Source organism: Streptococcus caecimuris (assembly GCF_943193075.1).
GTDB classification, from domain to species: domain Bacteria; phylum Bacillota; class Bacilli; order Lactobacillales; family Streptococcaceae; genus Streptococcus; species Streptococcus caecimuris.
In genome coordinates this window covers 119984-133177 of record NZ_CALPCT010000003.1, presented here as the reverse complement: position 1 = coordinate 133177, position 13194 = coordinate 119984, and the positions used below count along the sequence as shown (strand labels likewise).

Annotated in this window: 10 protein-coding genes; 3 read left to right on the top strand and 7 right to left on the bottom strand. The window is 41.9% G+C overall.

Annotated features, from left to right (window positions below; all coding sequences use genetic code 11):
• Window positions 1-37: 37 nt before the first annotated feature.
• Entirely contained in the window at window positions 38-2221 is a 2184-nt protein-coding gene (locus tag NFR56_RS02280; protein WP_251457411.1) for an amino acid ABC transporter substrate-binding protein/permease, read from the top strand.
• Window positions 2221-2961, top strand: a complete 741-nt coding sequence (locus NFR56_RS02275; RefSeq protein ID WP_023918276.1) for an amino acid ABC transporter ATP-binding protein — start codon at window positions 2221-2223, stop codon at window positions 2959-2961. The genes NFR56_RS02280 and NFR56_RS02275 overlap by 1 nt, the downstream gene beginning before the upstream one ends.
• Window positions 2962-3309: 348 nt before the next feature.
• Here NFR56_RS02275 and NFR56_RS02270 read toward each other — a convergent pair whose 3' ends face one another.
• From NFR56_RS02270 to NFR56_RS02240, 7 genes are all read right to left on the bottom strand, one after another.
• Window positions 3310-5052: an ABC transporter ATP-binding protein gene (locus NFR56_RS02270; RefSeq protein WP_251457408.1), complete on the bottom strand. Its 1743-nt coding sequence runs from the start codon at window positions 5050-5052 to the stop codon at window positions 3310-3312.
• Window positions 5049-6776 (bottom strand): ABC transporter ATP-binding protein, encoded by a 1728-nt coding sequence (locus NFR56_RS02265; protein WP_251457405.1) that lies wholly within the window; start codon window positions 6774-6776, stop codon window positions 5049-5051. The genes NFR56_RS02270 and NFR56_RS02265 overlap by 4 nt, the downstream gene beginning before the upstream one ends.
• A 419-nt stretch (window positions 6777-7195) precedes the next feature.
• Complete coding sequence (locus NFR56_RS02260; RefSeq protein WP_155124848.1) at window positions 7196-8395, bottom strand: MFS transporter; 1200 nt, start codon at window positions 8393-8395, stop codon at window positions 7196-7198.
• A gap of 58 nt (window positions 8396-8453) precedes the next feature.
• The gene (locus tag NFR56_RS02255) at window positions 8454-9191 is read right to left on the bottom strand and encodes a DUF1003 domain-containing protein (protein WP_173018780.1); all 738 of its coding nucleotides are present in this window, start codon (window positions 9189-9191) and stop codon (window positions 8454-8456) included.
• Between the two features lie 68 nt (window positions 9192-9259).
• Window positions 9260-10606 carry an asparagine--tRNA ligase gene (gene asnS / locus NFR56_RS02250; RefSeq protein WP_003007581.1) on the bottom strand — a complete coding sequence of 449 codons (1347 nt, stop codon included), beginning with the start codon at window positions 10604-10606 and terminating at the stop codon, window positions 9260-9262.
• 149 nt (window positions 10607-10755) lie between these two features.
• Entirely contained in the window at window positions 10756-11934 is a 1179-nt protein-coding gene (locus tag NFR56_RS02245) for a pyridoxal phosphate-dependent aminotransferase (RefSeq protein ID WP_070588924.1), read from the bottom strand.
• A 16-nt stretch (window positions 11935-11950) separates the two neighbouring features.
• Window positions 11951-12298: a cell wall elongation regulator TseB-like domain-containing protein gene (locus NFR56_RS02240; RefSeq protein ID WP_251457402.1), complete on the bottom strand. Its 348-nt coding sequence runs from the start codon at window positions 12296-12298 to the stop codon at window positions 11951-11953.
• A 357-nt stretch (window positions 12299-12655) separates the two neighbouring features.
• On the opposite strand from NFR56_RS02240, the gene NFR56_RS02235 reads away from it, so the two are divergent.
• Complete coding sequence (locus NFR56_RS02235) at window positions 12656-13102, top strand: MarR family winged helix-turn-helix transcriptional regulator (protein ID WP_003001765.1); 447 nt, start codon at window positions 12656-12658, stop codon at window positions 13100-13102.
• Window positions 13103-13194: the final 92 nt, after the last annotated feature.

The window sequence follows — 13194 nt, the reverse complement described above, 5'->3', positions numbered from 1 at the left end:
AAACACCCAAAGAGAAATGAAGAAAAAGGAGACAGAAATGAAGAAAAAATTACTAGCCTATTTGCTTTTCTTATTTCCACTGGTAGCATTCGCTGGTCATGCTCATGCTGAGACGATCAAGGTCGTTTTCGACACAGCTTATGCTCCGTTTGAATTTAAGGATTCAGATCAAACCTATAAAGGAATTGACGTAGAAATCTTGGACAAGGTCGCTGAAATCAATGGCTGGGATTTAGATAAATCCTTCCCTGGATTTGATGCTGCAGTTAATGCTGTCCAAGCTGGTCAAGCGGATGCCATTATGGCCGGAATGACCAAAACAACTGAACGTGAAAAAGTCTTCACCATGTCTGATACTTACTACGATACAAAGGTTGTCATTGCAACTACAAAAGCCGACAAAATCACGAAGTACAGCCAATTAAAAGGGAAGACAGTCGGTGTCAAAAACGGTACTGCAGCCCAACGCTTCCTCGACAAAAACAAGGACAAATACGGCTACAAGATCAAGACTTTTGATACGGGTGATCTCATGTACAACAGTTTATCAACTGGTGCAGTGGATGCAGTCATGGATGATCAACCTGTTATTCAATACGCCATCCAAAAGGGGCAGGACCTAGCTATCAATATGGACGGGGAAGCAGTCGGTGGCTTTGCCTTTGGTGTTAAAAAAGGTGGCAATCATGAAAAGTTGATCACTGAATTTAACAAGGCTCTCGCTCAAATGAAAGCTGATGGAACACTTGATAAGATCATCAAGAAATGGACCGGTGAAAGCCAATCAACTGCTAACAGTGCTGTTCCAACAACAACTACTCCTGCTGGACAAAAAGCAACGCCTAAAAAGTCAAAATATGTAATTTCAAGTGACTCATCTTTTGCACCATTCGTTTTCCAGAATGGGAAAAATAAGTATACAGGGATCGATATGGACTTGATCAAGGCCATTGCCAAAGACCAAGGATTTACCATTGAAATTGATAACCCTGGATTTGACGCTGCGGTAAGTGATGTCCAATCTGGTCATGCGCAAGGAATGATCGCAGGGATGACCGTGACCGATGCTCGGAAAGAAACATTTGATTTTTCTGAACCATATTATACTGCTAACTCTATTCTTGCAGTCCAAGAAGATAGTAAGATTGATTCTTACGATGACTTAAAAGGTAAGACGGTCGGTGTTAAAAACGGAACTGCATCGCAGACCTTCCTTGAAAAGAATAAAAATAAATATGGCTACAAGATCAAAACTTTCTCTGACGGGGCTTCTATGTACGACAGCTTGAACTCAGGTTCTGTCGCTGCGATTATGGATGACGAACCCGTCATCAAATACGCTATTAAACAAGGACGTAAATTCAAAACACCTATCGAAGGAACTCCAAGTGGTCAACTAGCATTTGCCGTTAAAAAAGGTGAAAATCCTGAATTGATCGAGATGTTCAATAACGGTCTTGCAAACTTAAAGAAAAATGGCCAATACCAAAAGATTCTCGATAAATATCTTAAGTCAGATAGCAAATCAAGTACTTCAAGTACAACAGCAGATGAAACAACGATCTGGGGCTTACTTCAAAACAACTACAAACAATTGTTAAGTGGTTTGGGTGTGACTCTTGCCCTTGCACTTCTCTCTTTCGCGATTGCTATGGTGATCGGTGTTATCTTTGGGATGTTTAGTGTTAGCCCTTATAAATGGCTCCGCTGGACAGCTGAAATCTTTGTCGATGTTATTCGTGGGATCCCACTCATGATCCTCGCCGCCTTCATCTTCTGGGGAATTCCAAACTTGATTGAATCGGTCACAGGTCATCAATCTCCAATCAACGACTTTGTTGCAGGTACCATCGCCCTCTCCCTCAATGCTGCTGCCTATATTGCAGAAATTGTTCGTGGGGGGATCCAAGCTGTACCGATCGGACAGATGGAAGCCAGCCGAAGCCTGGGAATCTCCTATGGCAAGACCATGCGTAAGATCATCTTGCCACAAGCAACCAAACTCATGCTTCCAAACTTTGTTAACCAATTCGTCATTGCCCTGAAAGATACGACTATCGTTTCTGCGATCGGATTGGTAGAACTCTTCCAAACTGGTAAGATCATCATCGCTCGAAACTACCAAAGTTTCAAGATGTATGCGATCCTTGCCGTCTTCTACCTCGTGATTATCACCTTGCTAACACGATTTGCAAAAAAATTAGAAAAGAAGGTTAACTAATGGCTAAATTAAAAATTGATGTCCATGACCTCCACAAATACTATGGTGAAAATGAGGTCTTAAAAGGAATCTCAGCAAAATTCTACGAAGGGGATGTGGTCTGCATTATCGGACCGTCTGGTTCTGGTAAATCGACCTTCCTTCGTAGTCTCAATCTCCTCGAAGAAGTTACAAAAGGTCAAATTACAGTTAATGGATATGATCTAACCGATCCAAAAACCAATGTTGATTTGGTCCGTGAAAATATTGGGATGGTTTTCCAACACTTCAACCTCTTCCCTCACATGAGCGTCCTTGAAAACATCATGTTTGCGCCAGTAGAGCACAAACTGATGACCCGTGAAGAAGCTCAAAAAGTCGGGATGGAATTGTTGGAAAAAGTTGGACTCGCAGATAAAGCCGATGCCAATCCAAACAGCCTTTCCGGTGGTCAAAAACAACGTGTGGCTATCGCACGTGGACTTGCCATGAATCCAGATATTATGCTCTTTGACGAACCTACTTCTGCCCTTGACCCTGAGATGGTTGGAGATGTATTGAACGTTATGAAAGAGTTAGCAGAGCAAGGCATGACCATGATCATCGTTACCCACGAGATGGGATTTGCCCGCCAAGTAGCCAACCGCGTCATCTTCACCGCAGACGGTGAATTCCTCGAAGATGGCAAACCAGACCAAATCTTCGACAACCCACAACACCCACGTTTGAAAGAATTCTTGGATAAGGTTCTAAACGTTTAAAATGATAAAATAACGAGTGGTTTCTGAAGCATCTAGCAATTTTGCTAGATGTTTTTTTAGTCTAAAAAAGCATTTTCAGATTTGAAAATGCTTAGATTGAAGATAAAGACATATTAAAAACTTTCCTTAGGTGAGTACGGACGTCAGCGAACTTCTACGAAGTTCCATGACTTAGTTTTGAACCTAAAGTTTCAAAACTCCCGAATGCCTGAAACTAAATTGTTTCAGGCACTTTTCTCACGGCGGAAAGTTTTAATGTTCTCTTAATTCGTTATACAAATTAGGTAGATATTTATTTCTTTACAGAATCACTTTACTTATTTACTTTAAAAATAGTTTGTCTACATTCTAACTAATCTGTTGCTGAGCTGTCTGCATCTTGTAGTAAACACCTTGCGCTTCCATTAGCTCTTCATGAGTGCCATTCTCAACAATATCGCCATCCACCATGACAAGGATTATATCGGCATTTTGAATGGTCGACAAGCGGTGAGCAATGATAAAGCTAGTCCGTCCCTTCATGAGCTGATTAAAGGCATCTTGAATCAAGACCTCAGTCCGAGTATCGATGGAGGATGTCGCCTCATCCAGGATCAAAATCTTAGGAACTGAAAGGAAAACCCGCGCAATCGTTAAGAGTTGGCGTTGTCCTTGAGACAAAGACTCTCCAGCATCTGAAAGATAGGTATCGTACCCTTGTGGCAACTGCCGGATAAAGAAATCTGCATTGGCTGCTTTGGCTGCTTCGATGACTTCTTCTCTAGTTGCATCTGGACGAGAAAAGGCGATATTTTCATGAATGGTCCCGACCTTGAGCCAGGTTTCTTGCAAAACCATACCAAACTGTTGGCGGTAAGAAGCACGGGTGTAGTCCGTAATTGGCACCCCATCAATCGTGATCTCTCCAGAGTTAACAGGGTAGAAACGCATGAGCAGATTAATCAAGGTCGACTTTCCAGCTCCTGTAGGTCCTACAATGGCAACCTTACTGCCGGCTGGAACCTGAATGGTTAGATCTTTGATCAAAGTCCGCCCCAAATCATAGCCAAATGTGACGTGTTCAAAACCAATCGCACCTTTGACATTCTGACTTTCCAGAACCCGTTGCCCTGTCTCTTCGACCTCAGCTTGATCCAAAACGCTATATAAACGCTCTGCGCAGGCAAGGGCACTTTGGAGTTCTGACAATACAGAGGAGATATCATTAAAGGGCTTGGTGTATTGGTTGACATAATTGAGGAAGGTCACCAATTGACCAACAGTAAAGTGAGATCCCGAAATAATACGTACAGCACCAAATCCAGCCACTACTGCATAAATCAAGGCATTCACAAAGCGAGTGGCAGGGTTGACAGTTGAGGAATAAAAGACAGCGGATTGGGAATAATTGGCATAGCTTTCATTCGTCCCTTTAAAAGCCTTACGGAATTGATCCTGAGCATTAAAGGACTGGATCAAACTTTCCTGGGTCAAAGACTCTTCGATCAACTGGGTTTGAAGACCACGCGCCTTGGTCTGCTTTTGGAAAAGCGTATAAGAACGCTTGGCAATAAAACGAGCAATCAAGAGAGATAAAGGGGTCAAGACCAGAACCGCCACCATCATAAAGAAATCCAATTCCGCCATCGTCACGATAGTGACAAGAATGGTTAAGAGGCCAACAAAGAACTGGTTAAAGACCATCAGAAGACCACTATTGAGTTGCTCTACATCGGTCGTGAGGCGACTGACGAAGTCCCCGCTCCCTTGTTTATCTAGATAAGACAAGGGCAAGCGGTGTACTTTTTCCATCACTTCTGCTCTTAGGCTTTGGCTAAAACGATAGACCAATTGATTGTATAACAAGGGATTGATCCATTGGATCAAGGTATTGGCCACAATGACCAGAACCATTTGGATCAAAACAGGCCTTAAGACTTTCATCCCTTGAGGATTAATGACCAAGTCAACCGCATGTCCAATCAGGATCGGTAACCAGACTGTTAAGGCCACTTGAGCGATGGTTCCGAGACTAGCTAGAATCAGGAGCCCGGGATGGTGAGCAAAATCTCTAAACAGACGTTTTACATAACTAGAACGTTTTTGACTCATGCTTCCTCCCTCCCGTGTTGTGAATAATGAATTTCTTGATAAATCTCATTGGTAGACAAAAGGAAATCGTGATTTCCCAGTCCTACTTGATGTCCCTTGTTCAAGACTAAAATCTGATCAGCAGACTTGAGACTATTGGTTCGTTGAGATACTAAGATCAAACTCGTATCACTCAATTCTTCTTTTATCGATTTTAAGAGACGTGCTTCCGTCAAATAATCCAAGGCAGAAGTTGAATCATCCAGAATCAAGAAAGGAGCCTTCTTCAAAAGGGCACGCGCAATGGTCAACCGCTGACGTTGGCCACCTGAGAAATTTCGACCAAAGGCTTCCACTGGCTCATCGAGTTGTCCTTCTTTTTCACGGACAAAATCAGCCGCCTGAGCTGTTTCTAGGGCCCACCACAAATCTTCATCCGATAGATTTTCTTCCATCCCTAGTAAGAGATTCGAGCGGATAGTCCCTCTAAAGAGCTCTGCCTTCTGTGGGACAACAGCTACCCACTCCCGCCACTCCTTGAGGGTTTGAGGAGAGCGACCTTGATGATAGAGGGCTAATTTTCCCTGACTCACGGCATACAAATGACTCAATAACTGAACCAGAGTAGACTTCCCAGATCCTGTACCACCGATAATTCCCAACATCTGTCCATGATCCAGATCAAAGGAAATATTTTCTAGAGCTGGGCTTGAAGCCGTTGGATAAGTGAAAGAAACTTTCTCTGCGCTGATTGCTTCTTGCTCTGTTGCAGTTTCTACTGACAAAGCTTCTAAGAGGTCTTCTTCCTTCAAATCGAAAATCTCTTGCACACGCTTGGCTGAAATATAGCTGACATTTAAAGACGTGACCAGCATAGCCAGTTTGATCAATTCTGTTAAAATTTGTAATAAATAATTGACCAAAGCGACCAACATCCCTTGGGTTAAAAGACCAGCAGAGATATTCAATTGTCCTTGCCAAATGACACAAACCAAGGTCGTATTGACCACAAGGAAGGTCAAGGGGCTCACCAAACTAGACCAGATACCAGCGCGAATTTGCCAGATCTTGTAGCCCTGATTGACCTCTCTAAAATCCTCTAATTCACTAGCATCTTGTCCAAAGGCTCGAATCACCCGCATCCCTTGAAATTGCTGACGCGTCACCGTAACCATCCGGTCTGTGATTTTCCGAATCTTAGCAAAGAGCGGATTGACAAGCCGTGACATGATCACAATAATCAGGGTTAAAATCGCTACCATCCCCAAGAACCAAAGGGTTAATTTAGGACTGATGGTGAAGGCCATGATGATAGCTCCAAAGACAATAATCGGTGCCCTCAAAAAAAGCCGCAAGAAGAGATTGATCCCAACCTGGATTTGATAGGTATCAGAAGTGAGACGGGTTACCAAACTAGAAGTCCCGATCCTATCTCGCTTGTCCTTTGGAAGTGATAAGATCTTATCATACAAATCCTTGGTCATCTCTCGGGTAAAGCCGACAGCTGCTTTAGAAGAAAAATACTGGGCCGTAATAGCTACGACGACACCAAAGCTCGCAAATAAAAACAAAACACCGACCGTCATCACCACTGCGCTCGTTTCCTTTTTTGGAATGACCTGATCGACTAAGTGGGCGATGATTAAGGGGACACACAATTCAAAAATAGCTTCTAAGAGTTTAAAAACGGGCCCTAGAAAAGTTTCCCATAGATAGCCCTTAAAATACTTTAATAATGATTTCATACAACTCGATTCTTTTTAAATAGGATATACCTATTTTACCACAATTATAACTGACAAAAAAACTCTCCCTGCCAAGCAGAGAGTATGAGAACGTAGACAAACTGCTCTTTTATACAAATTAATTAACTTCTATAAAGATAAAATAATTTTATTTGTTAGAGCTATTCAATCATCTACTGAAACTTTCCGCTGTGAGAAAAGTGCTAGAAACACTATTGTTTCTAGCACTCGGAATTATTGAGACCTTAGGCTCAATAATTAGTCATGGAACTTCATAGAAGTTCGCTGACGTCCGTCCTCGCCTAAGGAAAGTTTCTAAGATGACTTTGTCTTCAATCTTACTATTCCTACATAGCATAGAAGGATTGTTCAGTTTTTCTGCTATTTAAATCTTGTTAGACTCAAGAACCCTATAAGTTTTATTCAGTCTTTGTCACCTCGCTTAAGGTCTTGCCCATTCTCCCTAAACCAATCAGTAAGAGAGGGAAAGATAGGAATGTTATAAGGCCTAGCACAAGAAAGACTGCTACAAATCCACAAGTATCGATCAACCAACCAGTCAAAGGGAAGATGACAATCATAGATAGACTAAACATCATCGAATTGATACTCAGCATGGTTGCTCGCACACTGGAAGGCAGATAAGCTTGTAAATCATTGTAGTAGATGGGTTGATAAACTGCATAAAGGGCATTGGTCAAGAGATAGACACTCAAATAGGCGAATGGAGTCTTCAAACCTACCAAAAACAAGGCCAACCCAGTCAGTGCAACCAGAATCGGAAAGACTTGATTACTATTCCATTTTTTCCCGATTTGACTGGCCAAATAAACCGCTAGGAGATTGAATCCACTACCAATCAACATGATAAGCGAAACTTGCCAACTAGTTAAGTCACTAATTTTCTGTTGGTAGTAAAAATAAAACATACACATGATGGTCCCTACCAACTGATAGGTGAGCATCCAGTAAAACAAGACTGGTTTTTCCTGCCATTCTTGTTTCACTACCTCCAATATCCGCTTTAAGGTCAAGTGACTTCTTTCATCACTCTTGCTCTCTGGCTCTTTCATTAGAAAGATCAAAAGAATGGAAATCAAGGATAGCCCGATAGCAATATAATAGGTCCAAGCCAATGCTCCGTGAATCAAGAAGCCTGCCACCACTGTACCTAACGTTCGGGTGACTTCGGCCACCCCAGACAAAAAGCTAGAAATCTGAAGATAACGGTCCTTTTGGCCCGCTTCTACTGCTGAATCAAATAAGAAAGCTGTACTGGTCCCCGAGTCAAAATTATAAGACCAAGCATTGACCATCATGGCAATGGCATAGATCCAAAAATTCCCCTGACCAAATAAAATCAAGATCGAAGATCCAATACTGGACAAGCGAGCCAAGTAGAGATTGGTCTTGTAGCTAAAGCGATCGGCTAGCATTCCCGATGGGATCTCACACAAGAGACTCGTCCCATGAAAGATACTCTCTAATAAACCAATCTGAAGCAAAGAAAGACCATTTTGAATAAAAAAGAGAATCCAAAAACTGGTGATTCCAAAATAAGATGTAAATTCCAGACCTGCTAGGAGTGAAATATTGCGTTTGTAAGTTCTTTTAAACATTGTTTTTCCTCTTTCAATAGATTATATAAGTGTTTCTAAAAGACTTACTTAGATTTGCCTACATCTTCTCCACCTCCTTCATTTTTTCTTGATCCATTTCTTGACGCAGCTGGGCCACTTGATTAGACAAGGACACCAACAATTCGGTTTGCAACTTTTGAATTTCCAGTAAATCCGTCTGGTCTTGTTGCACCATATGGTCAATCTTCGTATGCAACAAGCGAATTTCCCGTTCAGATTCCATATTGACGTTAAAGTCATTTCGTGCTTGCAAGCGATCGTAATCTGCCGCCCTGTTTTGGCTCATCATGATCAAAGGAGCTTGAATCGCCGCAATCGTAGAAAGTGCTAGATTGAGCAAGATGAAAGGATAAGGGTCAAAATTCCAGCCAAAGGGATGCAAGACATTGATCAACATCCAGATAGCCATCATCATGATGAAGCTAATAATAAAGGTCCAAGAACCACCGAAGCGCGCAACAGAATCCGCCACCCGCTGACCGAAGGTATAGCTGGCTGTCAAGCGGTCTTCAACGTTAAAGGGGCGCTCGCTTTCGGGCATGACACCTGTCACCTGCTGTTTAATGGCTTCGTTTTTATCATTGGCACGCTCAATAATCTGACCTAGATAATCCATACAATATTGGCTCAAATTTTTATACGTGATAAAATCATCCATTTGACTTTCCGGATAGGATGTCTTGAGCATCTGTTGAATGGAATGGTCCAGATCCGCAATCAAAGATCCTTGGCCTTCTTCGTATTCTTTCCCATCAATGATGTCTATTTTCAGCATTGAAATTCCTTTCATAGTTTTTTGAAGCAGATAAAAGTGAAAAACGCCTAATGGCGTTTTTACGTCTATTAAGGTTTAATACGGTGCAACATACGTGGGAATGGAATAGCTTCACGGATGTGTTTTGTACCAGCTGCGAAGGTTACCATACGCTCAATCCCAATACCAAATCCACCGTGTGGAACTGTACCGTATTTACGAAGGTCAAGGTAGAATTCATACTCTGTACGATCCATGCCAAGTTCATCCATTTTTGCAACAAGGGCATCGTAGTCTTCCTCACGCATAGAGCCACCGATGATTTCTCCATAGCCTTCTGGAGCAAGCAAGTCTGCACAAAGCACGCGCTCTGGATTTCCAGGAACTGGTTTCATGTAGAAGGCCTTGATAGCTGCTGGGTAGTTCATGACAAATGTTGGCACACCAAAGTGGTTTGAAATCCAAGTTTCATGTGGTGAGCCGAAGTCATCACCATGTTCCAAATGCTCATAATCCGCATCTTCATCATTTTCATGCTCTTGCAAGAGATCAATGGCTTCATCATAGGTGATCCGTTTGAATGGTTCAGCAATGTAGCGTTTCAAGAGCTCTGTATCACGTTCCAAGGTTTCCAAAGCTTGAGGAGCACGGTCCAAAACACCTTGAAGCAAAGCTTTGACATAAGCTTCTTGCAAGTCAAGTGACTCATCGTGTGTCAAGTAAGAGTACTCAGCGTCCATCATCCAGAACTCAGTCAAGTGACGACGAGTCTTAGATTTTTCAGCACGGAATACTGGACCAAAGTCAAAGACGCGACCAAGAGCCATAGCACCAGCTTCCAGATAAAGCTGACCTGATTGGCTCAAGTAGGCTGGTGTTCCGAAATAGTCTGTTTCAAACAATTCAGTTGAATCTTCCGCCGCATTTCCTGAAAGAATGGGGCTATCAAACTTCATGAAGCCATTCTTATCAAAGAACTCATAAGTTGCATAGATGATAGCATTACGGATTTGCATAACGGCAACTTGTTTGCGTGAACGCAACCACAAGTGACGGTTGTCCATCAAGAAGTCTGTCCCGTGTTCTTTAGGAGTGATTGGGTAATCTTGAGATTCACCGATCACTTCGATGTCTGTAATATCCAATTCGTAACCAAATTTAGAACGCTCGTCTTCTTTGACAATACCAGTTACAAACACTGATGTTTCTTGGCTCAAGCGTTTGATGGTATCAAATTTTTCAAGCCCCACTTCTTCGCCGAATTTTTCGATAAAGTTTGGTTTAAAAGCCACACCTTGGAAAAAGGCAGTCCCGTCACGCAATTGCAAGAAAGCAATTTTTCCTTTACCTGATTTGTTGGCCACCCAAGCACCGATGGTCACTTCTTGACCAACATAGTCTTTTACTTCGATGATAGTAATCCGTTTTGTCATCATTCATCTTCCTTTTCTCGTTAAACTTGTCCGAAGACATTATCTTCTTAATTGTATCATAAAAAGGCTTTCAGTGCTAGATTCTACCTGTGAAAACAAGATTTTTTTTAAAAGAAAAAGATCCTCAGCTCATTACTAAGGATCTTGTAATTTTATTTTTCCATAAAGGCCTTGAGTCGGCGAACAGCTTCTTTCAGGGTATCCAAATCTGTCGCATAAGACAAGCGAACATTTTCAGGAGCACCAAAGCCAGCTCCCGTTACTAAAGCAACCTCTGCTTCTTCTAAAATTGCTGTGGTAAATTCCGTCACATCCGTGTACCCCTTCATCTCCATGGCCTTCTTGACATTTGGGAAGAGATAGAAGGCTCCTTGAGGTTTGATGGCTTCAAAACCAGGCACTTCATTCAACAAAGGATAAATAGTATTCAAACGCTCCTCAAAAGCTTGGCGCATGATCTCAATAGAAGATTGGTCTCCTGTGAGGGCTTCGATTGCGGCATATTGGGAAACGGTTGTTAAGTTGGAAGTTGTTTGGCTGATCACCTTGGCCATGGCTCCAATAATCTCTGGATCACCCACTGCAAAACCAACCCGCCAACCAGTCATAGCATAGGTTTTAGAAACTCCGTTAATCACGATCGTTTGCTTGCGAATCGCTTCTGATAAGCTAGAAATAGGCGTAAAGGTATTGCCATTATAGACCAATCGCCCATAGATATCGTCTGCCAAAATCAAGATGTCATGTTCGACAGCCCAATTTCCGATTGCTTGGAGTTCTTCTTTACTGTAGATCATTCCTGTTGGATTGGATGGCGAATTCAGCAAGACCACCTTGGTCTTGTCTGTCCGTGCTGCTTCCAATTGCTCTACCGTTGCCTTGAAGTGATTTTCTTCTGTTGTTTGGAAAGTAACAGGTGTTCCTTCTACCATCTTGACCTGGTCTACATAAGAAACCCAGCAAGGTGTTGGAATGATGACTTCATCACCTGGATTGATAACAGATGTAAAGAAAGCATAAAGAATAAACTTGGCTCCAGTACCAACCACTACTTCATTGCGGTTCACAGCATAGCCATAAAACTCCTTCATGTAGTCGCTAATGGCATCCTTCAATTCTGGAAGTCCAGATGCTACCGTATAAAAGCTAGCGCGACCATCCTCGATCGATGCGACTGCTGCTTCTTGAATATTTTTTGGAGTCGCAAAGTCAGGTTGACCCAGGGTCAAACTTAAGATATCACGACCTTCTGCTGCCAAAGCTTTGGCACGCGCATTTGCAGCCAAGGTCACACTTTCTTCCATTTCCAATACACGATTTGATAATTTCATATTTCCTCCTCAAATCTTAAAAAACACCGGTGACTTTTCCAGTCTTGAAATCCACCACATAATAGGAGCTCCCGGCCTTGACTTCCCAGATCGGTTTGCCTTTAAAGCGTCCAAAAGTTACCCGATCAATCGCGTCCTGACTCTTCTCTTTGACGACGGAAGCTGCCTCTTTGGAACCAACTCCTTCTTTCAAAGGGTAGGTATAGACTGCATCATCCGCCTGCGCCACCAAAACCGCTAGTTCTTGCCCCTCTTGGTCCTTGCCAATAAAGGAAAGATAGGCTTCTTTGCCATGAAAGAAACTCTCCGTCTCAATGGTCGCAATCGAAGAATGAGACAGGGCTATTTTTCTTGCTTGTGCCATTTGATCCTCCAAGCGATCAGAAGTTTTTTCAGCAAGAAATAGCCAAGAAAAAAGGACCGTCAACACTAAGATACAGATTCCTATTATATGTTGCCATACTATAAAAAGATTATTTTTCTGTTTCACTCCCCCATTATACACCAAAGCCACCTAGAATTCTATAGATTTTCAAGAAAGAATTGTTACTAATATTTCATACCTGTTACAATGTTTTAGTATAAAATTGTTTGATAAACAAACTAAAATTAACACCTTTGCTATCATTTGTTCATAGTTTAATAAATTTGTCACAATTTTGTAACTAATTTGAAAATAAAATTAAACGACAGAAATACTATTTATTGATAAAATATAGATATGGAAAATTTAAAGAGATTATTCAAAGAAGCAAACGTAGATTTAAAAACCATGATCGTCTTCCACAAGGCAGAACGATTGATCCGTGCGTCTGAGGCTCATATCTTTAAAAAGCACCAGTTGACACCAACTCAATTCTCTGTACTTGAGACCTTGTACAGCAAAGGCGATCTTCGCATTCAAGATCTAATTGATAGCATTCTTGCGACCTCTGGAAATATGACTGTGGTTATTCGCAATATGGTCCGCGATGGTTGGATTACACGCGAAACCGATCCAGAAGACCGCCGTGCTTATCTTGTATCTATTACAGATGCCGGTCGTAAAAAGATCGAAGAAGCTCTTCCAGATCATATCAAAAATATTCAACGCTTGATGCAAGTCTTTAATAGCGGCGAGCAAGCTGAGTTGACAGAACTCTTGAAGAAATTCAAACATATCGCCTAAGCCTACTGCTCAAGACGATTCTGACTCCAAAATCCTCTATTTTGGAGTTTTCATCGTGTATTCTCTTTATCTAACAGATCAAAAAAATATTC